Raw genomic sequence first — 22,775 nt, forward strand, 5'->3', positions numbered from 1 at the left:
GGCGGACGTACGGGAATCTTCCGGGAAGTGTCAGCGCGGCACCGACCAGGCACCCGGTGGGCCTTCGCCCCCGGCCTGCGGTTCCGGAAGGGCCGTGTGCATTCCCAGCAGGGATGTTCGAACAAGGGACATCTGTGTCAGCGGGAGCGCGACACGCCCGACCGCGTGGGTCGGAGGAACGAAGGCAGCAGAAGGAATCCACCGGGTTCCAGAGCGTTAGAGAGACAGGACTACTGAGTAGCCATGGCGGGACAGAAGATCCGCATCCGGCTCAAGGCCTACGACCACGAGGTCATCGACTCTTCGGCGAAGAAGATCGTCGAGACGGTGACTCGCACTGGTGCGTCGGTCGCGGGCCCGGTGCCGCTGCCCACTGAGAAGAACGTGTACTGCGTCATCAAGTCGCCGCACAAGTACAAGGACTCGCGCGAGCACTTCGAGATGCGCACGCACAAGCGCCTGATCGACATCCTCGACCCGACCCCCAAGACCGTTGACTCTCTGATGCGACTCGACCTCCCGGCCGGTGTCGACATCGAGATCAAGCTCTGAAGGCCGGTGATCTGAGAATGGCTAAGCAGATCAAGGGCATCCTGGGCGAGAAGCTCGGCATGACGCAGGTGTGGGACGCGAACAACCGTGTTGTTCCGGTCACCGTCGTCAAGGCCGGCCCCAACGTCGTCACCCAGGTCCGTACGAACGACGTCGACGGCTACGAGTCCGTCCAGATCGCGTTCGGCGAGATCGACCCGCGCAAGGTGAACAAGCCCCTCAAGGGCCACTTCGCCAAGGCCGACGTCACTCCCCGCCGCCACCTCGTCGAGATCCGTACCGCTGACGCCAGCGAGTACACCCTCGGCCAGGAGATCACCGCCGAGGTGTTCGAGGCCGGCCTCAAGGTCGACGTGACCGGCAAGAGCAAGGGCAAGGGCTTCGCCGGTGTCATGAAGCGTCACAACTTCAAGGGCCTCGGCGCCGGACACGGCACCCAGCGCAAGCACCGCTCGCCCGGTTCCATCGGTGGCTGCGCCACCCCGGGCCGCGTGTTCAAGGGCCTCCGCATGGCGGGTCGCATGGGCAACGAGCGTGTCACCACCCAGAACCTGACCGTCCACGCCGTTGACGCGGAGAAGGGTCTGCTGCTCATCAAGGGCGCGGTTCCCGGTCCGAACGGCGGCCTCGTCCTGGTCCGCACCGCGGCCAAGGGGGCCTGAGGTACCGATGAGCACTGTTGACATCCTTTCGCCTGCAGGCGAGAAGACCGGTAGCGTCGAACTCCCCGCGGAGATCTTCGGCGTGGAGAAGATCAGCATCCCGCTGATCCACCAGGTCGTCGTCGCGCAGAACGCCGCTGCCCGTCAGGGCACGCACAAGACCAAGACCCGCGGCGAGGTTCGCGGTGGCGGCAGGAAGCCGTACCGCCAGAAGGGCACCGGCCGCGCCCGCCAGGGTTCGACCCGTGCGCCGCAGTTCGCCGGCGGTGGCGTCGTCCACGGCCCGCAGCCGCGTGACTACTCGCAGCGGACCCCGAAGAAGATGAAGGCCGCGGCCCTGCGCCACGCCCTCACCGACCGGGCCCGTCACAACCGCATCCACGTCGTCTCCGGCGTGGTCGAGGGCGAGACCCCCTCCACGAAGGCCGCCAAGTCGCTGTTCGGCAAGATCTCGGAGCGCAAGAACCTGCTCCTGGTCGTCGACCGCGCCGACGAGGCCGCGTGGCTGTCCGCCCGCAACCTGCCCCAGATCCACATCCTGGAGCCGGGCCAGCTGAACACGTACGACGTTCTCGTCTCGGACGACGTGGTCTTCACCAAGGCCGCCTTCGAGTCCTTCGTGTCCGGCCCGAAGGCCAATGACACCGAAGGGAGCGAGGTCTGATGGCTATCCGTCACCCCGCTATCGCCTCCAAGGCGGCGAAGAAGGCCAAGGCCGCGCGCGTCGCCAAGGCGCGCCGCCACGCCGCCGAGGGCAAGAACACCGTCGAGACCCCGCTGAGCAAGTCCTTCACGGACCCCCGTGACGTGCTGCTCAAGCCGGTCGTCTCCGAGAAGAGCTACGCGCTTCTCGACGAGGGCAAGTACACGTTCGTCGTGGACCCGAGCGCCAACAAGACCCAGATCAAGCAGGCCGTCCAGGCGGTCTTCTCGGTCAAGGTCACCGGGGTCAACACGATCAACCGCCAGGGCAAGCGCAAGCGGACCCGCACCGGCTTCGGCCAGCGCGCGTCCACCAAGCGCGCGATCGTGACCCTCGCTGAGGGCGACCGTATCGACATCTTCGGCGGTCCGACCGCCTAAGGGCGGTCCGGATCGTCCGATATCGGACGAGGACTGAGAAATGGGAATCCGCAAGTACAAGCCGACTACGCCGGGCCGTCGCGGCTCCAGCGTCGCCGACTTCGTCGAGGTCACGCGGTCCACGCCGGAGAAGTCGTTGGTCCGCCCCCTGCACAGCAAGGGTGGCCGTAACAACTCCGGTCGTGTGACCGTCCGCCACCAGGGCGGTGGCCACAAGCGCGCCTACCGCGTGATCGACTTCCGTCGTCACGACAAGGACGGCGTGCCGGCGAAGGTCGCGCACATCGAGTACGACCCCAACCGCACCGCGCGCATCGCGCTGCTGCACTACGCCGACGGCGAGAAGCGCTACATCCTCGCCCCGCGCAACCTGCAGCAGGGTGACCGCGTCGAGAACGGTCCCGGGGCCGACATCAAGCCGGGCAACAACCTTGCCCTGCGCAACATCCCGGTCGGTACCACGCTGCACGCCATCGAGCTGCGTCCGGGCGGCGGCGCGAAGTTCGCCCGCTCCGCCGGCGCCTCGGTGCAGCTGCTCGCGAAGGAGGGCTCGATGGCCCACCTCCGCATGCCGTCCGGTGAGATCCGCCTGGTCGACCAGCGCTGCCGCGCCACGGTCGGCGAGGTGGGCAACGCCGAGCAGAGCAACATCAACTGGGGTAAGGCGGGCCGTAAGCGCTGGCTGGGCGTTCGCCCGACCGTGCGTGGTGTGGTCATGAACCCGGTGGACCACCCGCACGGTGGTGGCGAAGGCCGTACCTCGGGTGGTCGTCACCCGGTGTCCCCCTGGGGCAAGAAGGAAGGCCGTACTCGTTCGCCCAAGAAGGCGTCGAACAAGTACATCGTCCGCCGCCGCAAGACGAACAAGAAGCGCTAAGGACGGGTTGAGATGCCTCGTAGCTTGAAGAAGGGGCCCTTCGTCGACGACCACCTGATCAAGAAGGTGGACGCCCAGAACGAAGCCGGCACCAAGAACGTCATCAAGACCTGGTCCCGTCGCTCCATGATCGTGCCGGCCATGCTCGGCCACACGCTCGCGGTGCACAACGGCAAGACCCACATTCCGGTGTTCGTCACCGAGTCGATGGTCGGCCACAAGCTCGGCGAGTTCTCGCCGACGCGCACCTTCCGGGGTCACGTCAAGGACGACCGGAAGTCGAAGCGCCGCTAAGCGCGGGGTGGAATGACCATGACAGACACTGGAAGGACAACCATGGAAGCCAGGGCCCAGGCGCGGTACATCCGCGTCACGCCCATGAAGGCCCGCCGTGTGGTGGACCTCATCCGTGGCCTGAACGCCACGGAGGCTCAGGCGGTCCTGCGTTTCGCCCCGCAGGCCGCGAGCCAGCCGGTCGGCAAGGTGCTTGACAGCGCCATCGCCAACGCCGCGCACAACTACGACCACACCGATGTCGACAGCCTCTTCGTCTCCGAGGCCTACGTCGACGAGGGCCCGACCCTGAAGCGGTTCCGGCCGCGCGCCCAGGGCCGTGCCTACCGGATCCGCAAGCGGACCAGCCACATCACCGTGGTCGTCAGCAGCAAGGAAGGAACCCGGTAATGGGCCAGAAGGTAAACCCGCACGGGTTCCGGCTCGGTGTCACGACCGACTTCAAGTCGCGTTGGTACGCCGACAAGCTGTACAAGGACTACGTCAAGGAAGACGTCGCCATCCGTCGGATGATGACGTCCGGCATGGAGCGCGCCGGCATCTCCAAGGTCGAGATCGAGCGCACCCGTGACCGCGTGCGTGTGGACATCCACACCGCTCGTCCGGGCATCGTCATCGGCCGCCGTGGCGCCGAGGCCGACCGCATCCGCGGTGACCTCGAGAAGCTCACGGGCAAGCAGGTCCAGCTGAACATCCTCGAGGTCAAGAGCCCCGAGACCGACGCTCAGCTGGTTGCCCAGGCCGTCGCCGAGCAGCTCTCCTCCCGCGTCTCCTTCCGTCGCGCCATGCGTAAGAGCATGCAGGGCACGATGAAGGCCGGCGCCAAGGGCATCAAGATCCAGTGCGGTGGCCGCCTCGGTGGCGCCGAGATGTCCCGCTCGGAGTTCTACCGCGAGGGCCGTGTGCCCCTGCACACGCTCCGCGCGAACGTGGACTACGGCTTCTTCGAGGCCAAGACGACCTTCGGCCGCATCGGCGTGAAGGTCTGGATCTACAAGGGCGACGTCAAGAACATCGCCGAGGTCCGCGCCGAGAACGCTGCGGCCCGTGCGGGTAACCGCCCGGCCCGTGGTGGCGCCGACCGCCCGGCCCGTGGTGGCCGCGGTGGCGAGCGTGGCGGGCGCGGTCGTAAGCCGCAGCAGGCTGCCGGCGCCGAGGCCCCCAAGGCCGAGGCTCCCGCCGCCGCCGCTCCGGCTGAGAGCACCGGAACGGAGGCCTGACCGTCATGCTGATCCCCCGTAGGGTCAAGCACCGCAAGCAGCACCACCCCAAGCGCAGTGGTATGGCCAAGGGTGGTACTCAGGTCGCGTTCGGCGAGTACGGCATCCAGGCGCTGACCCCGGCCTACGTGACGAACCGCCAGATCGAGGCGGCCCGTATCGCGATGACCCGCCACATCAAGCGTGGCGGCAAGGTCTGGATCAACATCTACCCGGACCGCCCCCTCACCAAGAAGCCCGCCGAGACCCGCATGGGTTCCGGTAAGGGTTCTCCTGAGTGGTGGATCGCCAACGTCAAGCCCGGACGTGTGATGTTCGAGCTGTCGTACCCCAACGAGAAAATCGCGCGCGAGGCGCTGACCCGTGCGGCCCACAAGCTGCCGATGAAGTGCAAGATCGTCAAGCGCGAGGCAGGTGAAGCGTGATGTCGGCCGGTACCAAGGCGTCCGAGCTGCGCGAGCTGGGCAACGAGGAGCTCCTCAACAAGCTCCGCGAGGCCAAGGAAGAGCTGTTCAACCTCCGCTTCCAGGCGGCGACGGGCCAGCTCGAGAACCACGGTCGGCTCAAGGCCGTCCGTAAGGACATCGCGCGGATCTACACCCTGATGCGTGAGCGCGAGCTGGGCATCGAGACGGTGGAGAGCGCCTGATGAGCGAGAGCAACGTGACTGAAGAGACCAAGACGGACCGCGGTTTCCGCAAGACCCGTGAGGGTCTGGTCGTCAGCGACAAGATGGACAAGACCGTCGTCGTCGCCGTCGAGGACCGCGTCAAGCACGCGCTGTACGGCAAGGTCATCCGCCGTACGAGCAAGCTCAAGGCCCACGACGAGCAGAACGCCGCGGGTGTCGGCGACCGCGTCCTCCTCATGGAGACCCGGCCGCTGTCCGCGACGAAGCGCTGGCGCGTCGTCGAGATCCTCGAGAAGGCCAAGTAATTCCCGCGAGGGAATTCCGAAGGCAAGCACATCCCTCCTAGGGGGACTCCCTAGGAATCGTTCCGCCAGGCTCGGGGCGGGGAGCGCCACGCACCCCGCCCCGGGAACCGGCAGACAATCAGGAGATAGACGTGATCCAGCAGGAGTCGCGGCTGCGTGTCGCCGACAACACTGGTGCGAAGGAGATCCTTTGCATCCGTGTGCTCGGTGGCTCCGGTCGCCGCTACGCGGGTATCGGTGACGTCATCGTCGCCACCGTCAAGGACGCGATCCCCGGCGGCAACGTGAAGAAGGGTGACGTCATCAAGGCGGTCATCGTTCGCACCGTCAAGGAGCGCCGCCGTCCGGACGGCTCGTACATCCGCTTCGACGAGAACGCCGCTGTCATTCTGAAGAACGACGGCGACCCTCGCGGCACCCGTATCTTCGGCCCGGTCGGCCGTGAGCTGCGCGAGAAGAAGTTCATGAAGATCATCTCGCTCGCGCCGGAGGTGCTGTAAGCATGAAGATCAAGAAGGGCGACCTGGTCCAGGTCATCACCGGTAAGGACAAGGGCAAGCAGGGCAAGGTCATTGCCGCTTACCCGCGCGAGGAGCGCGTCCTGGTCGAGGGTGTCAACCGGGTCAAGAAGCACACCAAGGCCGGTCCGACGGCTCGCGGTTCGCAGGCCGGCGGCATCGTCACCACCGAGGCGCCGGTCCACGTCTCCAACGTCCAGCTGGTCGTGGAGAAGGACGGCAACAAGGTCGTGACCCGCGTCGGTTACCGCTTCGACGACGAAGGCAACAAGATCCGCGTTGCCAAGCGGACGGGTGAGGACATCTGATGACGACCACCACCAGCCCGCGTCTGAAGCAGAAGTACCGTGAGGAGATCACGGGCAAGCTGCGTGACGAGTTCAAGTACGAGAACGTCATGCAGATCCCCGGTCTCGTCAAGATCGTGGTCAACATGGGTGTGGGCGACGCCGCCCGCGACTCCAAGCTGATCGAGGGTGCCATCAAGGACCTCACCACGATCACCGGTCAGAAGCCGGCCGTCACCAAGGCCCGCAAGTCCATCGCGCAGTTCAAGCTGCGTGAGGGCCAGCCGATCGGTGCCCACGTCACGCTTCGTGGCGACCGCATGTGGGAGTTCCTGGACCGCACCCTGTCGCTCGCGCTGCCGCGCATCCGCGACTTCCGCGGCCTGTCCCCCAAGCAGTTCGACGGCCGTGGCAACTACACCTTCGGTCTCACGGAGCAGGTCATGTTCCACGAGATCGACCAGGACAAGATCGACCGCACCCGGGGTATGGACATCACCGTGGTGACCACGGCGACCAACGACGCTGAGGGCCGCGCGCTCCTTCGTCACCTCGGCTTCCCCTTCAAGGAGGCGTGAGCGAGATGGCGAAGAAGGCTCTGATCGCTAAGGCTGCTCGCAAGCCCAAGTTCGGTGTGCGTGGCTACACCCGCTGCCAGCGCTGCGGCCGCCCGCACTCCGTGTACCGCAAGTTCGGCCTCTGCCGCGTGTGCCTTCGTGAGATGGCTCACCGTGGCGAGCTGCCGGGCGTGACCAAGAGCTCCTGGTAATCCCCCTTATAGGGATTCGCAGGGCTCTCGGTAAGCACGTAGGGGTGGCAGGACGCCCGGCCCGCATGGCTTAGGCTTGTGGGGTTGGGCGTCTGCCGCCGCCCTTGCATCGCGGACAGCTGTCCGCTCATTGAATGCTTACTACGCCGTAGGTCCACCGCGCCGCACCCGTCCCGTCTCGGATCGGGGAGAGGGATGGCGCACCAGGAAACCCCGGCGAGAGAGGCCGAAGGCCAATTCATGACCATGACTGATCCGATCGCAGACATGCTGACGCGTCTGCGGAACGCGAACTCGGCATACCACGACTCCGTGACGATGCCGGCGTCCAAGATCAAGTCGCACATCGCGGAGATCCTCCAGCAGGAGGGCTTCATCACGGGCTGGAAGGTCGAGGACGCCGAGGTCGGCAAGAACCTCGTCCTGGAGCTGAAGTTCGGCCCCAACCGTGAGCGCTCCATCGCGGGCATCAAGCGGATCTCCAAGCCCGGTCTCCGGGTGTACGCGAAGTCCACCAACCTGCCGAAGGTTCTGGGCGGCCTGGGCGTGGCCATCATCTCCACGTCCCACGGTCTCCTGACCGGCCAGCAGGCGCAGAAGAAGGGCGTGGGTGGGGAAGTCCTCGCCTACGTCTGGTAATTCGGGAACGGAGGAGAGACAGCAATGTCGCGTATCGGCAAGCTCCCCATCCCGGTTCCCGCCGGCGTGGACGTCACCATCGACGGCCGTACGGTCGCGGTCAAGGGCCCCAAGGGCGAACTGACCCACACCGTCATCGCGCCGATCGACATCGCGAAGGCCGAGGACGGCACCCTTCAGGTGCTGCGGCCGAACGACGAGCGGCAGAGCAAGGCCCTGCACGGCCTGTCCCGCACGCTGGTGGCGAACATGATCACCGGTGTGACCACGGGATACGTCAAGAAGCTCGAAATCAGCGGTGTCGGCTACCGTGTCCTGGCCAAGGGCTCCAACCTGGAGTTCTCCCTGGGCTACAGCCACCCGATCCTGGTCGAGGCCCCCGAGGGCATCACCTTCAAGGTGGAGTCCCCGACCCGTTTCTCGGTCGAGGGCATCGACAAGCAGAAGGTCGGCGAGGTTGCGGCCAACATCCGCAAGCTGCGCAAGCCCGACCCGTACAAGGCCAAGGGCGTCAAGTACGAGGGCGAAGTCATCCGCCGCAAGGTCGGAAAGGCGGGTAAGTAAGCCATGGCATACGGGCAGAAGATCCTTAAGGGCGACGCCTACAAGCGCGCCGCGATCAAGCGCCGCCACATTCGTATCCGTAAGCACATCAACGGTACGGCGGAGCGTCCGCGTCTGGTCGTTACCCGCTCGAACCGCCACATCGTGGCCCAGGTGATCGACGACATCAAGGGTCACACCCTGGCGTCGGCGTCCACCCTGGACACCTCGATCCGCGGTGGCGAGGGCGACAAGTCCGCGCAGGCCAAGCAGGTCGGCGCCCTGGTCGCCGAGCGTGCCAAGGCCGCCGGTGTCGAGGCCGTCGTGTTCGACCGTGGTGGTAACCAGTACGCGGGGCGCATCGCCGCCCTGGCGGACGCCGCCCGCGAGGCCGGACTCAAGTTCTGAGTCGGTTCCGTAGCTAGCGGAAACAGAGAGAGGTAATTCCAATGGCTGGACCCCAGCGCCGCGGTGGCGGTGCCGGTGGCGGCGAGCGGCGGGACCGGAAGGGCCGTGACGGCGGCGCTGCTGCCGCCGAGAAGACCGCGTACGTTGAGCGCGTTGTCGCGATCAACCGCGTCGCCAAGGTTGTGAAGGGTGGTCGTCGCTTCAGCTTCACTGCGCTCGTCGTAGTGGGCGATGGCGATGGCACCGTCGGTGTCGGTTACGGCAAGGCCAAGGAGGTGCCGGCCGCCATCGCCAAGGGTGTTGAGGAGGCCAAGAAGCACTTCTTCAAGGTCCCCCGTATCCAGGGCACCATCCCCCACCCCATCCAGGGTGAGAAGGCTGCCGGCGTCGTGCTCCTGAAGCCCGCGTCGCCCGGTACCGGTGTTATCGCCGGTGGTCCGGTGCGTGCCGTGCTCGAGTGCGCCGGTATCCACGACGTGCTGTCGAAGTCGCTCGGCTCCGACAACGCGATCAACATCGTGCACGCGACCGTGGAGGCCCTGAAGGGTCTGCAGCGTCCCGAGGAGATCGCGGCCCGCCGTGGTCTGCCCCTCGAGGACGTCGCCCCCGCGGCTCTTCTCCGTGCGCGTGCCGGGGCGGGTGCGTAATCATGGCGCAGCTCAAGATTACGCAGGTCAAGTCCTACATCGGCAGCAAGCAGAACCACCGTGACACCCTGCGTTCCCTTGGTCTCAAGGGCATCAACACGCAGGTCGTCAAGGAGGACCGCCCCGAGTTCCGCGGCATGGTGCACACCGTCCGCCACCTCGTGACGGTCGAGGAGGTCGACTGATCATGGCGGAGCAGAACCCGCTCAAGATCCACAACCTCCGTCCCGCCCCGGGCGCCAAGACCGCGAAGACCCGTGTCGGTCGTGGTGAGGCGTCGAAGGGTAAGACGGCCGGTCGTGGTACCAAGGGCACGAAGGCCCGTTACCAGGTTCCGGAGCGCTTCGAGGGTGGCCAGATGCCCCTCCACATGCGTCTCCCGAAGCTGAAGGGCTTCAAGAACCCGTTCAAGACCGAGTTCCAGGTCGTGAACCTCGACAAGCTGGCCGCGCTCTACCCCGAGGGTGGCGAGGTCACCGTCGAGGGTCTGGTGGCCAAGGGGGCCGTTCGCAAGAACAGCCTCGTCAAGGTCCTCGGCCAGGGCGAGATCTCCGTGGCGCTGCAGGTGACGGTCGACGCCGTCTCCGGCTCCGCCAAGGAGAAGATCACCGCCGCCGGCGGTTCTGTCACCGAGCTCGTCTGAACACCACAGGCGTCTCGATGACCTGAGCGATCCCGACCGGGGATACCCCACAAATGGGGTATCCCCGGTCGGTCGTTCCTAGGGCGGCAGTCTCGCCGGTAAGGTGGCCTGCACTGCCCTCTTTTCACAGGGTGCCGCACTCCGGGCACTCTGAGCGGCAGTTGACCGTTACCCATGTCGTTGTTCTATTGGACTCAAGACGTCACCCTTGACGCAGTTGCGCGGGGGTCGCAGGAGGCACCGTGCTCACCGCGTTCGCCCGGGCGTTCAAGACGCCCGACCTGCGCAAGAAGCTGCTCTTCACGCTCGCCATCATCGTGGTCTACCGGGTCGGTACGCACATCCCGATCCCGGGCGTCGACTACCGGAACGTCCAGACCTGTATCGACAACGCCCAGGCCAACCAGGGTCTCTTCGGCCTGGTCAACATGTTCAGCGGCGGCGCGCTGCTGCAGATCACGATCTTCGCACTGGGCATCATGCCGTACATCACGGCGAGCATCATTCTGCAGCTGCTGACCGTGGTGATCCCGCGCCTGGAAGCCCTGAAGAAGGAGGGCCAGGCCGGCACGGCGAAGATCACGCAGTACACCCGCTACCTGACGATCGCCCTCGCCATCCTCCAGGGCACCGGCCTCGTCGCCACCGCACGCAGCGGCGCTCTGTTCCAAGGCTGCCCGGTGGCCAGCCAGATCGTCCCCGACCAGTCGATCTTCGTCACCATCACCATGGTCATCACGATGACCGCCGGCACGGCGGCCGTGATGTGGCTCGGTGAGCTCATCACCGACCGCGGCATCGGCAACGGCATGTCGATCCTGATGTTCATCTCGATCGCCGCCACCTTCCCGTCCGCCCTGTGGGCCATCAAGAAGCAGGGCTCCCTGGCCGGCGGCTGGATCGAGTTCGGCACGGTCATCGCGGTCGGCCTGGTCATGGTCGGCCTGGTGGTCTTCGTCGAGCAGGCCCAGCGCCGCATCCCGGTGCAGTACGCCAAGCGCATGATCGGCCGCCGTTCCTACGGCGGTACGTCCACCTACATCCCGCTCAAGGTGAACCAGGCGGGTGTGATCCCGGTCATCTTCGCCTCGTCGCTGCTCTACATCCCGGCGCTGATCGCACAGTTCGCCGGAGGCAAGTCGGAGTGGAAGACCTGGATCGAGCAACACTTCGTCAAGGGCGACCACCCGTACTACATCATTTCGTACTTCCTGCTGATCGTTTTCTTCGCGTTCTTCTATGTGGCGATCTCCTTCAACCCCGAGGAAGTCGCCGACAACATGAAGAAGTATGGTGGCTTCATCCCGGGCATCCGGGCTGGCCGACCGACCGCTGAGTACCTGAGCTACGTACTCAACCGGATCACCTGGCCGGGTTCGCTGTATCTGGGACTGATCGCTCTCGTACCGACGATGGCGTTGGTTGGGTTCGGGGCAAACCAGAACTTCCCGTTCGGCGGGACCAGCATCCTGATCATCGTGGGTGTCGGTCTCGAGACCGTGAAGCAGATCGAGAGCCAGCTCCAGCAGCGCAATTACGAAGGGTTCCTCCGCTGATGCGTATCGTCCTCGTCGGGCCGCCGGGCGCCGGTAAGGGAACGCAGGCCGCGTTCCTCGCCAAGAACCTGTCGATCCCGCACATCTCCACGGGCGACCTGTTCCGGGCCAACATCAGCCGGCAGACGGAACTCGGCAAACTGGCGAAGTCCTACATGGACGCGGGCAACCTCGTGCCCGACGAGGTCACCATCGCCATGGCGAAGGACCGCATGGAGCAGCCGGACGCCGAGAACGGTTTCCTGCTGGACGGCTTCCCGCGCAACGTCTCGCAGGCCGAGGCGCTCGACGAGCTCCTCGAGACCGAGAGCATGCAGCTCGACGCGGTGCTGGACCTGGAGGTTCCCGAGGACGAGGTCGTCAAGCGGATCGCCGGCCGGCGCATCTGCCGCAACGACTCCTCGCACGTCTTCCACGTGACGTACAAGCAGCCGGCCAAGGACGGCGTCTGCGACATCTGCGGCGGCGAGTTGTACCAGCGCAACGACGACTCCGAGGAGACGGTGCGCACGCGCCTGGAGGTCTACCACACCCAGACCGAGCCGATCATCGACTACTACAAGGCCCAGGGTCTGGTGGTCACGATCTCCGCGCTCGGCAAGGTGGAGGACGTCACGACCCGCGCCATGGAGGCGCTGAAGCGTGGCGAGGACGGCGAGTAACCGTCCGTACGCAGCTCCGGCCGCGGTTCCCCTCGGGGTGCCGCGGCTGCTGTGTGGACGGGGCCGGTCGAGCGGCCCCGTATCGTTGAAAACGTTCGTCGTCGCCGAAGATCCAGAAAGGCCGTAGCTCCCATGGTGCAGATCAAGAGCCCCGAGCAGATCGCCAAGATGCGTGAGGCGGGGCTGGTCGTCGCCGCCATCCACGCGGCGACCCGTGAGGCCGCCGTCCCCGGGGCCACGACCAAGGATCTGGACCAGGTCGCCCGCAAGGTGCTCGCCGAGCACAACGCCAAGCCGAACTTCCTCGGCTACGGCGGCTTCCCCGCGACGATCTGCACCTCGGTGAACGAAGTCGTCGTCCACGGCATCCCGTCCGACGACGTCGTCCTCAAGGACGGGGACGTCATCTCCATCGACTGTGGCGCGATCATCGACGGCTGGCACGGCGACGCGGCCTTCACGGCCTTCGTCGGCTCCGGCCATGCTCCGGAGCTCGTCGAGCTCTCCCGGGTGACCGAGGAATCGATGTGGGCCGGCATCGCCGCCATGAAGCAGGGCAACCGCCTGGTCGACGTCTCCCGGGCCATCGAGACGTACATCCGCCGCCAGCCCAAGCCCGGCGGCGGCAAGTACGGGATCATCGAGGACTACGGCGGCCACGGCATCGGCACCGAGATGCACATGGACCCGCACCTGCTGAACTACGTCGACCGGCGACGCGGCAAGGGTCCGAAGCTGGTGCCCGGCTTCTGCCTGGCCATCGAGCCGATGGTGTCCCTGGGGACGCCGAAGACCGAGGTTCTCGAGGACGACTGGACCGTCATCACGACGGACGGCACGTGGTCGTCGCACTGGGAGCACTCGGTCGCTCTGACGGAGGAGGGGCCGCTCGTGCTGACGTCTCCCGACGGGGGGAAGGCGAAGCTCGCCGAGCTGGGGATCGTGGCCGCGCCGGATCCGCTGGGCTGAGCCCGCGCCCTCCGGGGTGGTCGGTCGAGTCGTCCGGCGGCTGCGGGTGCGTTTGGGCTTGTCGCGCAGTTCCCCGCGCCCCTTTCGGGGCGCTTAAAGCTGTCTCCGGCGGGGCAGACTTCCCCGATTCGTGTTTCTGAGGGCCCTGTCGTAGACTGACTCGTCGGCTCTTGTGTACCCGCATGCCTGCATGCGCCCGCACGGAGTCGATCAAGGTAGTCGATTCGAAGGGCGAAGCGTGGCCAAGAAGCAAGGTGCCATCGAGATCGAGGGCACTGTCGTCGAGTCTCTTCCGAACGCCATGTTCAAGGTCGAGCTCCAGAACGGCCACCAGGTCCTGGCACACATCAGCGGCAAGATGCGCATGCACTACATCCGCATCCTCCCTGACGACCGGGTCGTGGTGGAGCTGTCTCCGTACGACCTGACGCGTGGCCGGATCGTCTACCGCTACAAGTAGATCTTGCCTGCGCCCCGGCTTCCGGGGTGGTGGCACTGACCCGGAGAACCTCACCCATGAAGGTCAAGCCGAGCGTCAAGAAGATCTGCGACAAGTGCAGGGTGATCCGCCGTCACGGTCGGGTCATGGTCATCTGCGACAACCCGCGCCACAAGCAGCGCCAGGGCTGACGCACGACCGATCCCTCTGCATTCCTCGCAGGGATTCGCGCGACGCAAGCTGAATATGTTCATACGCAGGACCCAGACCTCCGGGTCTGACACCCCCGGTCGGAGGCCGGGGACCCAGTTCGTACCTGGTACGGCGACTGGGATTCGGTTCTGTGGAAGACCTCCGTCAAGCAACTGGAGCCATTGAATGGCACGCGTTTCCGGTGTTGACATCCCGCGCGAAAAGCGCGTGGAGATCGCCCTCACCTACGTGTTCGGCATCGGCCGGACCCTCTCGCAGCAGACGCTGGCCGCCACCGGCGTCGACCCGAACACCCGCGTTCGCGACCTCTCCGAGGAGCAGCTCGTCGCGATCCGCGAGTACGTCGACAACAACATCAAGACCGAGGGTGACCTCCGTCGCGAGGTTCAGGCCGACATCCGCCGCAAGGTCGAGATCGGTACCTACCAGGGTCTGCGTCACCGTCGCGGCCTGCCCGTCCGCGGTCAGCGCACCAGCACGAACGCGCGTACCCGCAAGGGCCCGCGTCGCGCCATCGCCGGCAAGAAGAAGCCGGGCAAGAAGTAGTCCACAGCGGACGCCTGTCCACGGTCTTCGCTGTAGGACCGACCACCTCCCGTAGGAGTTATAGATGCCCCCCAAGGGTCGTCAGGGCGCTGCCAAGAAGGTGCGCCGCAAGGAAAAGAAGAACGTCGCTCACGGCCACGCGCACATCAAGAGCACGTTCAACAACACGATCGTCTCGATCACGGACCCGTCCGGCAACGTGATCTCCTGGGCCTCCGCCGGCCACGTCGGCTTCAAGGGTTCCCGGAAGTCCACGCCGTTCGCCGCGCAGATGGCCGCCGAGTCGGCTGCCCGCCGCGCGCAGGAGCACGGCATGCGCAAGGTCGACGTCTTCGTCAAGGGCCCGGGCTCCGGTCGTGAGACCGCGATCCGCTCCCTGCAGGCGACCGGCCTCGAGGTCGGCTCGATCCAGGACGTCACGCCGACTCCGCACAACGGCTGCCGTCCGCCCAAGCGCCGTCGCGTCTGACGCACGACCGTTTGGTCTGAGGTTTCCGGGCGGTACGGCTCTCGCAAAGGGCTGTGCCGCCCGTACCCTTGCAGTACTAGTCGGGCATCAAATAGTGGGTGCCCATGACTGAAGGAATCGCAACATGCTGATCGCTCAGCGTCCCTCGTTGACCGAAGAGGTCGTCGACGAATTCCGCTCCCGGTTCGTGATCGAGCCGCTGGAGCCGGGCTTCGGCTACACCCTCGGCAACTCCCTCCGCCGGACCCTCCTGTCGTCGATCCCCGGTGCCGCTGTCACCAGCATCCGCATCGACGGTGTCCTGCACGAGTTCACCACCGTGCCGGGCGTCAAGGAGGACGTCACCGACCTGATCCTCAACATCAAGCAGCTGGTCGTCTCCTCGGAGCACGACGAGCCGGTCGTGATGTACCTGCGCAAGCAGGGCCCGGGTCTGGTCACCGCCGCCGACATCGCGCCGCCGGCCGGTGTCGAGGTGCACAACCCCGACCTGGTCCTCGCCACGCTCAACGGCAAGGGCAAGCTGGAGATGGAGCTGACGGTCGAGCGTGGCCGCGGTTACGTCTCCGCCGTGCAGAACAAGCAGGTCGGCCAGGAGATCGGCCGGATCCCGGTCGACTCCATCTACTCGCCGGTGCTGAAGGTCACGTACAAGGTCGAGGCCACGCGTGTCGAGCAGCGGACCGACTTCGACAAGCTGATCGTCGACGTCGAGACCAAGCAGGCGATGCGTCCCCGTGACGCCATGGCCTCCGCCGGTAAGACCCTGGTCGAGCTGTTCGGTCTGGCCCGCGAGCTGAACATCGACGCCGAGGGCATCGACATGGGTCCGTCCCCGACGGACGCCGCTCTCGCCGCCGATCTGGCGCTGCCGATCGAGGAGCTGGAGCTCACCGTTCGGTCGTACAACTGCCTCAAGCGTGAGGGCATCCACTCCGTGGGTGAGCTCGTCGCCCGCTCCGAGGCCGACCTCCTGGACATCCGCAACTTCGGTGCGAAGTCCATCGACGAGGTCAAGGCGAAGCTGGCGGGTATGGGCCTGGCGCTCAAGGACTCGCCTCCCGGGTTCGACCCGACCGCTGCGGCGGACGCGTTCGGCGCGGACGACGACGCGGACGCGGGCTTCGTGGAGACCGAGCAGTACTAAGAGCTCGGGCCGTCCGGTCCGTTCTTGGGCGCGGGTGCGCTGTGGCTTGTCGCGCAGTTCCCCGCGCCCCTTCCGGGAGCGCCCCTTCGGGGCGGCTCCCGGATCTCCGACAGGCAACCGCCTGCTCGGATACTGACCCCGGTACCTGATACGGCCGGGGCAGACCCCTAGGAGAAACACCATGCCGAAGCCCACCAAGGGTGCCCGTATGGGCGGCAGCGCCGCGCACGAGAAGCTCCTCCTCGCGAACCTCGCGAAGGCGCTGTTCGAGCACGGCCGCATCACCACCACCGAGGCGAAGGCGCGCAAGCTGCGTCCGTACGCCGAGCGTCTGGTCACCAAGGCGAAGAAGGGCGACCTTCACAACCGCCGTCAGGTGCTCCAGGTCATCACGGACAAGAGCATCGTGCACACGCTCTTCACCGAGATCGGCCCGCGCTACGAGAACCGCCCGGGTGGCTACACCCGTATCACCAAGATCGGTAACCGCCGTGGCGACAACGCGCCCATGGCCGTCATCGAGCTGGTCGAGGCGCTGACGGTGGCGCAGGAGGCGACGGGCGAGGCCGAGGCCGCGACCAAGCGCGCGGTCAAGGAAGACGCCCTGAAGAAGGACGAGGCCGTTGAGGCCAAGTCCGACGAGGCCGCCGAGGAGTCGAAGGACGCGTAAGCGTTCTGCCGGGGGGCTGTGCGCCTGCGGCCGCGGGTTCGTGGTGGCTTGTCGCGCAGTTCCCCGCGCCCCTTCAAGGGGCGTTGGCGGGCCCGTTCCTTTTCCAGGAGCGGGCCCGCCTTTTTGTTTTGAGAGGATCGCTGCGTGAGTGATGAAGTGACGCCCGGGTGCGTTCGTGTCCGTCTGGACCTGTCGTACGACGGGAGTGAGTTCTCCGGGTGGGCCAAGCAGGCCGGGGGACGGCGGACCGTGCAGGGGGAGATCGAGGACGCCCTGCGGACCGTGACGCGGTCGGGGGAGACGTACGAGCTGACCGTCGCGGGGCGTACCGATGCCGGGGTGCACGCGCGCGGGCAGGTCGCGCATGTCGATCTGCCGTGTGAGGTGTGGGCTGAGCACCACCAGAAGCTGCTGAAGCGGCTGGCCGGGCGGCTGCCCCGGGACGTACGGGTCTGGGCCCTCAGGGAGGCGCCCAGCGGCTTCAACGCCCGTTTCTCGGCGGTCTGGAGGCGGTACGCGTACCGCGTCACCGACAACCCGGGGGGCGTCGACCCGCTGCTGCGCAGCCATGTGCTGTGGCACGACTGGCCCCTCGACGTCGCGGCCATGAACGAGGCCGCCCGGGGGCTGCTGGGCGAGCACGACTTCGCCGCCTACTGCAAGAAGCGGGAGGGGGCGACCACCATCCGCACGCTGCAGGAGCTGAGCCTGGTGCGCGGTGACGACGGGATCATCACCGCCACCGTGCGGGCCGACGCCTTCTGCCACAACATGGTGCGCTCGCTCATCGGGGCGCTGCTGTTCGTCGGGGACGGGCACCGGCCGGCCGACTGGCCGGGCAAGGTGCTGGCCGCCGGTGTACGGGACTCGGCCGTGCACGTCGTACGGCCGCACGGGCTGACGCTGGAGGAGGTCGGCTACCCGGCCGACGAACTGCTCGCCGCGCGCAGCAAGGAGGCGCGGAACAAGCGGTCGCTGCCGTCGGCCGGCTGCTGCTGACGTCGGCTCACTCGTCGGCCGCGGCCGAGGCCTGGGCCTCGCCGCGGCGGCGGATCTGGTTGAACGTGAACTGGACCAGGTCGTCCCCGGTCCTGTACACCGCGGTGTCCTTGGGCGTCACGTTCTTGCCGCTGGTGAAGCCGGCGTTGCCGAAGTAGGCGTAGCGGCCGTAGGAGTTGCTGGTGGTGCGGCAGAAGCCGGACTCGCAGAAGGCCTTCACGCCGCCGCCGGAGAGCGACTTGATGTAACTCTTCTTGGTGCTCTGGGCCCGTGCCTTGGCGGCCTGTGCCTCAGTGTCGAAGACGGCCACGCCGACCGTCACCGCTATGCCGTCCTTGACGTAGGTCACCCGTATCAGACGGGTGCAGTCGTTTCCGGTGAGGATCTTGGGGAGGGTGCCGCCGGCCGCCGAGGCGCAGTCCCTCGTGTCCGCCGTGGGTCCCTTCTTGTAGACCGTCTCGCCCACGGTGAGCTGGGTGCCCGGGAAGAGCGTGTCCGGGCTGAGCGGGGCCTTGTCCTTCTTCGCGCTGGCGATGAAGTCCTTCGGGTCCAGCGGCGGCGGGGCGCTGGTCGGGGCGAAGGACGGGGCCGAGGCGGACTGGCTCGGGATGTCGGACGAGGGCAGCGAGGTCGGGTTGCCCTGGTTGTCGGCGCCCGCCGAGACGACGGCCACCGCGACGGCGGTGCCGATCGCGGCTGTGGCGAACGCGCCGCCGCCGATCAGCAGGACCCGTCGTCGCTTGTTGCGGGCCTCGGAGGCCTCGGCGAGCGCAGCCCAGTCCGGAGACGGGCCGCCCCCGCTGTTCCAGGGCTGCTGCGACTGCGGTTTCCAGGGATCCCACTGGGACTGAGGTCCCCCCTGCCCAAAGCTCATGGGGCGCATCTTAGACGGGACAAGGGGCGCGCTGGTCCGCCCGGTTGGACTCCCGAGCCCCTAGCGTTCCTCCCATGCGCACGGGCAAAGGCGACATCTGCGGGTGGTTGGGGCGACTGCTGCCGACCGTGGTGCTCCTGGTGTGCCTGCTGTCCTGGCCGGCCCTCGCGGCCGGGGTGTGGGCGTCGGTCGTGGTGGGGGCGCTGGGGGCGTTCCGTCGCCCGCGCGGTGGCGGATCCGTGCTGCGGTGGTGTGCCGCGGTCGCCGTGGACGTGCTGGTCTCGTCGGTGTTTCCGTATGTACGGCCGCCGCGGCGGCGGACGCTGCGCAGGGCCGTCACGCTGTGTGCCGCCCTGTGCGTCTCGGTGACCGAGCGGCTGCGGTGATACCGCGTTTTGACCCTTGTGGTGTGCCCCGGTATTCTGCTTGTTCGTTGTGTATTGGCTTGCTCATTCTCACGGGACGGGCCCTTACACCGGTCCACCGGGCCGATGACCAGCGACCCCACGTACGCGGTATGCGTCGCCGCAGTGCGGTCCAGGCTGTCGTGATCGTTTCGGTGACCAGTTATGGACCATTCACTCGAAGCGAAGGCTACGAACCGTGCGTACGTACAGCCCCAAGCCCGGCGATGTGACGCGCCAGTGGCACGTCATCGACGCCCAGGACGTTGTCCTGGGTCGTCTCGCCACCACTGCCGCGACGCTCCTCCGGGGCAAGCACAAGCCGATCTACGCCCCCCACGTCGACGCTGGTGACTTCGTCATCATCATCAACGCGGACAAGGTGCACCTGTCCGGCAACAAGCGCATCCAGAAGATGGCGTACCGCCACTCCGGCTACCCGGGTGGTCTGCGCTCCGTCCGCTACGACGAGCTGCTGGACAAGAACCCCGAGAAGGCCATCGAGAAGGCCGTCAAGGGCATGCTCCCCAAGAACACGCTGGGCCGTCAGATGCTCTCGAAGCTGAAGGTCTACAAGGGTGACCAGCACCCGCACGGCGCGCAGCAGCCGCAGCCGTTCGAGATCACCCAGGTCGCGCAGTAAGTCCGGCCACCCCCTAAGCCTGAAGAGAATCTGAGGAGCATCGTGGCCGAGACCACTGCCGAGCAGCCGCTCGAAGAGATCGACATCGACAGCTACACCACCGAGTCCGAGGTCCCCGTCGAGGGTGAGTACACCTCGGAGTCCATGGCGTCCCGCTTCGGCGAGCCCCAGCCGGCCGCCGGCCTGGGCCGTCGCAAGAACGCCATCGCCCGCGTCCGGATCGTCCCGGGCACCGGCAAGTGGAAGATCAACGGTCGCACCCTCGAGGACTACTTCCCGAACAAGGTGCACCAGCAGGAAGTCAACGAGCCCTTCAAGGTGCTCGAGCTCGACGACCGCTACGACGTCGTCGCCCGCATCTCCGGTGGCGGTGTCTCCGGCCAGGCCGGTGCGCTCCGTCTCGGTGTCGCCCGTGCGCTGAACGAGGCGGACGTCGACAACAACCGCGGCCCGCTGAAGAAGGCCGGCTTCCTCAAGCGCGACGACCGTGCGGTCGAGCGTAAGAAGGCCGGTCTGAAGAAGGCCCGCAAGGCTCCGCAGTACAGCAAGCGCTAAACGCGACGCCCGTCCTGGCGACTGGCTTCGCAACGATCGCCCCGGCGGCACGGTTGTGCTGCCGGGGCGGTTTCGTTTACACAACCCCTACAGCCCCCGGACAGTCTCAGGGGGTGTACTCGGGGATGTGAGCCGCATTCTCTTCAGCAATTCGGAGGACACCACTGTGGGACGACTCTTCGGCACGGACGGCGTGCGCGGTGTCGCCAACGCGGACCTGACGGCGGAGATGGCCCTCGGCCTCTCCGTGGCCGCGGCACACGTACTGGCCGAGGCGGGCACGTTCGAGGGACACCGGCCCAAGGCCGTGGTCGGGCGTGACCCCCGTGCGTCCGGGGAGTTCCTGGAAGCCGCCGTGGTCGCGGGCCTCGCCAGCGCCGGCGTGGACGTCCTGCAGGTCGGTGTGCTGCCGACGCCCGCCGTGGCGTACCTGACCGGGGAGCTCGGCGCCGACCTGGGTGTCATGCTCTCCGCCAGCCACAACGCCATGCCGGACAACGGCGTCAAGTTCTTCGCCCGCGGCGGGCACAAGCTCGCCGACGAGCTGGAGGACCGCATCGAGTCCGTCTACGAGGAGCACCGCACCGGTGCCCCGTGGGACCGGCCGACCGGGTCCGGCGTGGGCCGCGTACGCGCGTACGACGAGGGCGCCGACCGGTACGTCGCGCATCTGCTGGGTGCCCTGCCGAACCGGCTCGACGGGCTGAAGGTCGTCCTGGACGAGGCGCACGGCGCCGCGGCCCGGGTCTCGCCGGAGGCGTTCCAGCAGGCCGGTGCCGAGGTCGTCACGATCGGGGCCGAGCCGGACGGGCTCAACATCAACGACGGGTGCGGGTCGACGCACCTGGACAAGATCAAGGCCGCCGTCGTCGAGCACGGGGCCGATCTCGGCATCGCGCACGACGGTGACGCCGACCGGTGTCTCGCCGTCGACCACACCGGCGCGGAGGTGGACGGCGACCAGATTCTCGCCGTGCTCGCGCTGGCGATGCGGGAGCGCTCGGCGCTGCGGTCCGAGACGGTCGTCGCCACGGTGATGTCGAACCTCGGGTTCAAGCTCGCCATGGAGCGCGAGGGCATCCGGCTGGTGCAGACCGCCGTCGGTGACCGGTACGTACTCGAGGAGATGAAGGAGCACGGGTTCGCCCTCGGCGGCGAGCAGTCCGGGCACGTGATCATCCTCGACCACGCGACCACCGGGGACGGCACGCTGACCGGTCTGCTGCTGGCGGCCCGGGTGGCGCAGAGCGGGCGCACGCTGCGCGAGCTCGCCGCCGTCATGGAGCGGCTGCCGCAGGTTCTGATCAACGTGCCCGATGTGGACAGGTCCCGGGTGAAGACGTCCGCGGAGCTGTCCGCGGCAGTCGCCGACGCGGAGCGGGAGCTCGGGGCGACCGGGCGGGTGCTGCTGCGGCCCTCCGGGACCGAGCCGTTGGTGCGGGTGATGGTGGAGGCGGCCGACATCGAGCAGGCCCGGTCTGTTGCCGGGCGGCTTGCCGATGTGGTGAAGTCCGCGCTCGGCTAGGGACGGGTTCGGGGTGGGGGCTGCGCTTGTCGGCGGGCCGCAGGTTGTGTGTGGCTTGTCGCGCAGTTCCCCGCCCCTTCAGGCATCGACCTTCTGGCGTTGTTTCGTCCAGAACCACTTCTGGGCCAGCAGGGTCGCCGTGCCGGCGACGATGATGCCCAGCAGGTTCAGCAGGAGTTGCTCCGTGGAGCCCCAGGTCTGGCTGGTGTCTCCGTAGCTGAGGGCGACTGCCGCGTTCGCGGCGGCCGGGACCGTGGTGACGGAGATGGCCACCCCCACCAGCGCGCCCGACTTGGCCGACGTCAGGGAGAGGGTGCCGGCGATGCCGGCGAGGACCGCCACGACGAAGGAGAACCAGTCCGGGGCGTAGATGAAGCCCGTGTTCGGGCGGTCGGCGCTGAGCCGCTGCTCGCTGAACAGGTCGACGGCGTCCATGAAGAGGCTGAAGCCGACCGTCACCGCCATCGCCACCGCGAAGCCCACCAGCAGCGCGATCAGCGAGCGAAGGGCCAGACGCGGCCGGCGCCGGACGATCGCGGTGCAGATGCCGGTGAGGGGACCGAACTCGGGGCCCACCGCCATGGCGCCCACGATCAGGATCGCGTTGTCCAGGACCACACCGCAGGCGGCGATCATGGTGGCGAGGGTGATGAAGGCGAGGTAGGTGACGGAGAGGGTCGACTCCTCGTGCGTCGCCTCGGTCAGCTGCTCCCACAGGACCGCGTCCGCGCCCTCACCCGGTGCGTCGGCCTCCGCCTTGTCGGCCCGCTCCGACAGAGACAGGTCGATGGACTCGACGGCGATGGAACCGGTGGTGTCGATGCCCAGTTCCCGCAGCCCGGTGAGGAGTTCGTCGCCCGCCTCGCGGGCCACGTCGCACATCACCACGTCCCCGGCGGGGTCGCGGGCGGCGCCCGGCAGTACGACGAGGTGGGTCGTGCCGACCGTCTTCTCGATCAGCAGGACCACCTCGTCGGTCCTGTCGGCCGGTGTGATCAGACGCAGATGGAGCATGGCGCCCATCTA

The 22,775-nt window shown here is 67.2% G+C and carries 37 protein-coding genes; 35 read left to right on the forward strand and 2 right to left on the reverse strand.

Annotation, left to right across the window (positions count from 1 at the left end; translation table 11 throughout):
- The first annotated feature begins 243 nt into the window (after nt 1-243).
- From rpsJ to truA, 31 genes are all read left to right on the forward strand, one after another.
- On the forward strand, nt 244-552 hold the full coding sequence (gene rpsJ, locus ABTX60_RS36130; RefSeq protein ID WP_003948644.1) for a 30S ribosomal protein S10: 309 nt from the start codon (nt 244-246) through the stop codon (nt 550-552).
- Between the two features lie 17 nt (nt 553-569).
- Entirely contained in the window at nt 570-1,214 is a 645-nt protein-coding gene (rplC, locus tag ABTX60_RS36135; protein ID WP_030839681.1) for a 50S ribosomal protein L3, read from the forward strand.
- 7 nt (nt 1,215-1,221) lie between these two features.
- Complete coding sequence (gene rplD, locus ABTX60_RS36140; protein ID WP_352101242.1) at nt 1,222-1,878, forward strand: 50S ribosomal protein L4; 657 nt, start codon at nt 1,222-1,224, stop codon at nt 1,876-1,878.
- Nucleotides 1,878-2,297: a 50S ribosomal protein L23 gene (gene rplW / locus ABTX60_RS36145; protein WP_031105224.1), complete on the forward strand. Its 420-nt coding sequence runs from the start codon at nt 1,878-1,880 to the stop codon at nt 2,295-2,297. Before rplD ends, rplW begins: the two co-directional genes overlap by 1 nt.
- A gap of 40 nt (nt 2,298-2,337) precedes the next feature.
- Nucleotides 2,338-3,174: a 50S ribosomal protein L2 gene (rplB, locus tag ABTX60_RS36150; RefSeq protein WP_030839671.1), complete on the forward strand. Its 837-nt coding sequence runs from the start codon at nt 2,338-2,340 to the stop codon at nt 3,172-3,174.
- Nucleotides 3,175-3,186: 12 nt separating this feature from the next.
- The gene (gene rpsS / locus ABTX60_RS36155; protein ID WP_003992359.1) at nt 3,187-3,468 is read left to right on the forward strand and encodes a 30S ribosomal protein S19; all 282 of its coding nucleotides are present in this window, start codon (nt 3,187-3,189) and stop codon (nt 3,466-3,468) included.
- 42 nt (nt 3,469-3,510) lie between these two features.
- A complete protein-coding gene (gene rplV / locus ABTX60_RS36160; protein ID WP_030839668.1) occupies nt 3,511-3,858 on the forward strand; it encodes a 50S ribosomal protein L22 in 348 nt (115 codons plus the stop codon).
- Nucleotides 3,858-4,688 carry a 30S ribosomal protein S3 gene (gene rpsC, locus ABTX60_RS36165; RefSeq protein WP_030046378.1) on the forward strand — a complete coding sequence of 277 codons (831 nt, stop codon included), beginning with the start codon at nt 3,858-3,860 and terminating at the stop codon, nt 4,686-4,688. Before rplV ends, rpsC begins: the two co-directional genes overlap by 1 nt.
- Nucleotides 4,689-4,693: 5 nt before the next feature.
- The gene (gene rplP, locus ABTX60_RS36170; protein ID WP_255954215.1) at nt 4,694-5,113 is read left to right on the forward strand and encodes a 50S ribosomal protein L16; all 420 of its coding nucleotides are present in this window, start codon (nt 4,694-4,696) and stop codon (nt 5,111-5,113) included.
- Nucleotides 5,113-5,337 (forward strand): 50S ribosomal protein L29, encoded by a 225-nt coding sequence (rpmC, locus tag ABTX60_RS36175; RefSeq protein WP_010036720.1) that lies wholly within the window; start codon nt 5,113-5,115, stop codon nt 5,335-5,337. The genes rplP and rpmC overlap by 1 nt, the downstream gene beginning before the upstream one ends.
- Nucleotides 5,337-5,624: a 30S ribosomal protein S17 gene (gene rpsQ / locus ABTX60_RS36180; protein WP_030839660.1), complete on the forward strand. Its 288-nt coding sequence runs from the start codon at nt 5,337-5,339 to the stop codon at nt 5,622-5,624. The genes rpmC and rpsQ overlap by 1 nt, the downstream gene beginning before the upstream one ends.
- 131 nt (nt 5,625-5,755) lie before the next feature.
- Nucleotides 5,756-6,124 carry a 50S ribosomal protein L14 gene (gene rplN, locus ABTX60_RS36185; RefSeq protein ID WP_003992364.1) on the forward strand — a complete coding sequence of 123 codons (369 nt, stop codon included), beginning with the start codon at nt 5,756-5,758 and terminating at the stop codon, nt 6,122-6,124.
- 2 nt (nt 6,125-6,126) lie between these two features.
- Entirely contained in the window at nt 6,127-6,450 is a 324-nt protein-coding gene (rplX, locus tag ABTX60_RS36190) for a 50S ribosomal protein L24 (RefSeq protein WP_352101243.1), read from the forward strand.
- Nucleotides 6,450-7,007 carry a 50S ribosomal protein L5 gene (rplE, locus tag ABTX60_RS36195; protein WP_003992366.1) on the forward strand — a complete coding sequence of 186 codons (558 nt, stop codon included), beginning with the start codon at nt 6,450-6,452 and terminating at the stop codon, nt 7,005-7,007. Before rplX ends, rplE begins: the two co-directional genes overlap by 1 nt.
- A gap of 5 nt (nt 7,008-7,012) precedes the next feature.
- A complete protein-coding gene (locus ABTX60_RS36200; RefSeq protein WP_003948630.1) occupies nt 7,013-7,198 on the forward strand; it encodes a type Z 30S ribosomal protein S14 in 186 nt (61 codons plus the stop codon).
- Between the two features lie 240 nt (nt 7,199-7,438).
- A complete protein-coding gene (rpsH, locus tag ABTX60_RS36205; RefSeq protein WP_104789270.1) occupies nt 7,439-7,837 on the forward strand; it encodes a 30S ribosomal protein S8 in 399 nt (132 codons plus the stop codon).
- A 24-nt stretch (nt 7,838-7,861) separates the two neighbouring features.
- Nucleotides 7,862-8,401, forward strand: coding sequence for a 50S ribosomal protein L6 (gene rplF, locus ABTX60_RS36210; RefSeq protein ID WP_352101244.1), 540 nt, complete (start codon nt 7,862-7,864; stop codon nt 8,399-8,401).
- A gap of 3 nt (nt 8,402-8,404) precedes the next feature.
- Nucleotides 8,405-8,788: a 50S ribosomal protein L18 gene (rplR, locus tag ABTX60_RS36215; protein WP_007494754.1), complete on the forward strand. Its 384-nt coding sequence runs from the start codon at nt 8,405-8,407 to the stop codon at nt 8,786-8,788.
- A 41-nt stretch (nt 8,789-8,829) separates the two neighbouring features.
- Complete coding sequence (gene rpsE / locus ABTX60_RS36220; RefSeq protein WP_009190144.1) at nt 8,830-9,435, forward strand: 30S ribosomal protein S5; 606 nt, start codon at nt 8,830-8,832, stop codon at nt 9,433-9,435.
- Nucleotides 9,436-9,437: 2 nt separating this feature from the next.
- Complete coding sequence (gene rpmD, locus ABTX60_RS36225) at nt 9,438-9,620, forward strand: 50S ribosomal protein L30 (RefSeq protein WP_003974250.1); 183 nt, start codon at nt 9,438-9,440, stop codon at nt 9,618-9,620.
- 2 nt (nt 9,621-9,622) lie between these two features.
- Nucleotides 9,623-10,078, forward strand: coding sequence for a 50S ribosomal protein L15 (gene rplO, locus ABTX60_RS36230; protein ID WP_030839644.1), 456 nt, complete (start codon nt 9,623-9,625; stop codon nt 10,076-10,078).
- 242 nt (nt 10,079-10,320) lie between these two features.
- Nucleotides 10,321-11,634, forward strand: coding sequence for a preprotein translocase subunit SecY (gene secY, locus ABTX60_RS36235; RefSeq protein ID WP_352101245.1), 1,314 nt, complete (start codon nt 10,321-10,323; stop codon nt 11,632-11,634).
- Nucleotides 11,634-12,296 carry an adenylate kinase gene (locus ABTX60_RS36240; RefSeq protein ID WP_352101246.1) on the forward strand — a complete coding sequence of 221 codons (663 nt, stop codon included), beginning with the start codon at nt 11,634-11,636 and terminating at the stop codon, nt 12,294-12,296. Before secY ends, ABTX60_RS36240 begins: the two co-directional genes overlap by 1 nt.
- Before the next feature lie 132 nt (nt 12,297-12,428).
- On the forward strand, nt 12,429-13,265 hold the full coding sequence (map, locus tag ABTX60_RS36245) for a type I methionyl aminopeptidase (protein ID WP_352101247.1): 837 nt from the start codon (nt 12,429-12,431) through the stop codon (nt 13,263-13,265).
- Between the two features lie 238 nt (nt 13,266-13,503).
- Complete coding sequence (gene infA / locus ABTX60_RS36250; protein ID WP_003948620.1) at nt 13,504-13,725, forward strand: translation initiation factor IF-1; 222 nt, start codon at nt 13,504-13,506, stop codon at nt 13,723-13,725.
- Between the two features lie 56 nt (nt 13,726-13,781).
- The gene (gene rpmJ / locus ABTX60_RS36255; protein WP_003974245.1) at nt 13,782-13,895 is read left to right on the forward strand and encodes a 50S ribosomal protein L36; all 114 of its coding nucleotides are present in this window, start codon (nt 13,782-13,784) and stop codon (nt 13,893-13,895) included.
- A 187-nt stretch (nt 13,896-14,082) separates the two neighbouring features.
- Nucleotides 14,083-14,463: a 30S ribosomal protein S13 gene (gene rpsM / locus ABTX60_RS36260; protein WP_003974244.1), complete on the forward strand. Its 381-nt coding sequence runs from the start codon at nt 14,083-14,085 to the stop codon at nt 14,461-14,463.
- A gap of 64 nt (nt 14,464-14,527) precedes the next feature.
- Nucleotides 14,528-14,932, forward strand: a complete 405-nt coding sequence (gene rpsK, locus ABTX60_RS36265; protein ID WP_003956432.1) for a 30S ribosomal protein S11 — start codon at nt 14,528-14,530, stop codon at nt 14,930-14,932.
- A gap of 124 nt (nt 14,933-15,056) precedes the next feature.
- Nucleotides 15,057-16,079, forward strand: coding sequence for a DNA-directed RNA polymerase subunit alpha (locus tag ABTX60_RS36270; RefSeq protein ID WP_003966937.1), 1,023 nt, complete (start codon nt 15,057-15,059; stop codon nt 16,077-16,079).
- Nucleotides 16,080-16,260: 181 nt separating this feature from the next.
- Entirely contained in the window at nt 16,261-16,749 is a 489-nt protein-coding gene (rplQ, locus tag ABTX60_RS36275) for a 50S ribosomal protein L17 (RefSeq protein ID WP_352101248.1), read from the forward strand.
- A 144-nt stretch (nt 16,750-16,893) separates the two neighbouring features.
- The gene (truA, locus tag ABTX60_RS36280) at nt 16,894-17,748 is read left to right on the forward strand and encodes a tRNA pseudouridine(38-40) synthase TruA (RefSeq protein ID WP_352101249.1); all 855 of its coding nucleotides are present in this window, start codon (nt 16,894-16,896) and stop codon (nt 17,746-17,748) included.
- A gap of 7 nt (nt 17,749-17,755) precedes the next feature.
- Here the strand turns inward: truA and ABTX60_RS36285 are convergent, their stop codons facing one another.
- Nucleotides 17,756-18,622, reverse strand: coding sequence for a hypothetical protein (locus ABTX60_RS36285; protein WP_352101250.1), 867 nt, complete (start codon nt 18,620-18,622; stop codon nt 17,756-17,758).
- A 74-nt stretch (nt 18,623-18,696) separates the two neighbouring features.
- Here ABTX60_RS36285 and ABTX60_RS36290 point away from each other — a divergent pair, with 74 nt between their 5' ends.
- The 4 genes from ABTX60_RS36290 (at nt 18,697) to glmM (ending at nt 21,749) form a co-directional block, all read left to right on the forward strand.
- On the forward strand, nt 18,697-19,008 hold the full coding sequence (locus tag ABTX60_RS36290) for a hypothetical protein (protein ID WP_352101251.1): 312 nt from the start codon (nt 18,697-18,699) through the stop codon (nt 19,006-19,008).
- 217 nt (nt 19,009-19,225) lie between these two features.
- On the forward strand, nt 19,226-19,669 hold the full coding sequence (rplM, locus tag ABTX60_RS36295) for a 50S ribosomal protein L13 (protein ID WP_161361810.1): 444 nt from the start codon (nt 19,226-19,228) through the stop codon (nt 19,667-19,669).
- A gap of 42 nt (nt 19,670-19,711) precedes the next feature.
- Nucleotides 19,712-20,224 (forward strand): 30S ribosomal protein S9, encoded by a 513-nt coding sequence (gene rpsI / locus ABTX60_RS36300; RefSeq protein WP_062928598.1) that lies wholly within the window; start codon nt 19,712-19,714, stop codon nt 20,222-20,224.
- Between the two features lie 166 nt (nt 20,225-20,390).
- Nucleotides 20,391-21,749: a phosphoglucosamine mutase gene (glmM, locus tag ABTX60_RS36305; protein WP_352101252.1), complete on the forward strand. Its 1,359-nt coding sequence runs from the start codon at nt 20,391-20,393 to the stop codon at nt 21,747-21,749.
- A 78-nt stretch (nt 21,750-21,827) separates the two neighbouring features.
- Here the strand turns inward: glmM and ABTX60_RS36310 are convergent, their stop codons facing one another.
- A complete protein-coding gene (locus tag ABTX60_RS36310) occupies nt 21,828-22,763 on the reverse strand; it encodes a DUF389 domain-containing protein (protein WP_352101253.1) in 936 nt (311 codons plus the stop codon).
- Nucleotides 22,764-22,775: the final 12 nt, after the last annotated feature.

Source organism: Streptomyces sp. NPDC126510, from assembly GCF_040302345.1.
Lineage (GTDB): Bacteria > Actinomycetota > Actinomycetes > Streptomycetales > Streptomycetaceae > Streptomyces.